Below are 1,337 nucleotides of genomic sequence, written 5' to 3' on the forward strand. Positions count from 1 at the left end.
ACCAGCGCAACGTGAAGCTCGTTTTTTGCGGCGATGGACCCTACCGTGCCAAGCTCCAAGCCATGTGCCCAGATGCCGTGTTCATGGGCATGGCCTCACACGCACAATTGGCCGTGGCCTATGCCAGTGCCGATCTCTTGCTGTTTCCAAGCCTGACAGAAACATTTGGCAACGTGACCCTGGAAGCCATGGCCAGTGGCACACCGGTGCTGGCCTATGACTGCGCAGCGGCCAAAGAAGTCATTGAAGACGGGCGCAATGGTTGGCTGGTACCGGATGAAGACCCACAACGCTTCGTCTTACGCGCTTTGGCCATCACCCAAAAAATCATCACCGTACAAGAAGCACGCCAAGATGCCGCTGCCAGCATTCATAAATGGGAATGGTCCAGCATCGCTACCGAGGTGGAAAGCATGTTCCGACGGGTCTTGCCTGACGCGCCCATGAAACGCTGATTCAAGCCGTCAATCGAGAGGCTGCCACGGCAAAAAAAGCCCACAGGGTTGACACCCAGACATCGAAAAAGCAGTGGAACAAAGGGCCAAAGCGCAACCCCAAATTCATCAAGGTGTCATCTCAAGCATCAACCATCAGTTCGTCATTGATATTGAATAATTCATGAAAACTTCGCTAAAAAAAGTGTTGATTGTGGGCAGCGCCCCCGATGCCATCAGGACTGCGGGCTGGGACACATCGGGGTTTTCTCACGTTGTCGTGATCAACAACGCCTGGATGGCTTGCCCTTCTTGGAATTGTTGGATCTACACCGAAGACTTTCCTTTGGACAGGCACCCCAGCGCAGAGGCACTGGAAGGCAAGCAAGTCATCACAGCCACCGAATTTGTGCCAGAACAAAATGCGTTTGGCGGCTTTGTGTATGCGGGCGGCACGATGTGTTTCACCGCCGGTTATTGGGCACTGGGCGCCCTGAAGCCCGATGTCATCGCTTACATCGGTTGCGACATGGTCTATGAAGCACAAGCCGGCCAGCCAACGCATTTCTACGGTTGCGGTGCGGCCGATCCCTTGCGAGAAGATGTCACGCTGCAAAGCCTTGAAGCCAAATCCTTGCGATTGCTCGCCATGGCCAAACTCGAGGCTTGCGCCATTGTCAATTTGTCAACGCGTCCCAGCTCGCGATTGATGTTTCCACGGCTTGATTTCGAAGCCCTCTCGCAAATGACAGAAAAGCCCAAGGCGCCGATGGCCAGAACGCAGGAAGTTCAAGAAGCACTGCGTGCAGAGTCTGAACTCGGCTACTGGGTGGCGTCTGGCAGATATTGGGAAGAATATGCAAGTTTCGACCCTGAAAAGTTGCGCGCCATTGATGCACTTTG

The 1,337-nt window shown here is 54.2% G+C and carries 2 protein-coding genes; both read left to right on the forward strand.

Translation table 11 applies throughout. From position 1 onward, the window contains the following. Nucleotides 1–455, forward strand: a 455-nt coding sequence (locus tag Q0341_RS00420; RefSeq protein WP_299509759.1) for a glycosyltransferase, incomplete at its 5' end; no start/stop codon positions are given. 163 nt (nucleotides 456–618) lie between these two features. After that, the coding region (locus tag Q0341_RS00425) for a hypothetical protein (RefSeq protein ID WP_299509760.1) at nucleotides 619–1,337 on the forward strand (719 nt) is incomplete at its 3' end.

It is taken from the genome of uncultured Limnohabitans sp., from assembly GCF_937889215.1.
GTDB lineage: Bacteria > Pseudomonadota > Gammaproteobacteria > Burkholderiales > Burkholderiaceae_C > Limnohabitans_A.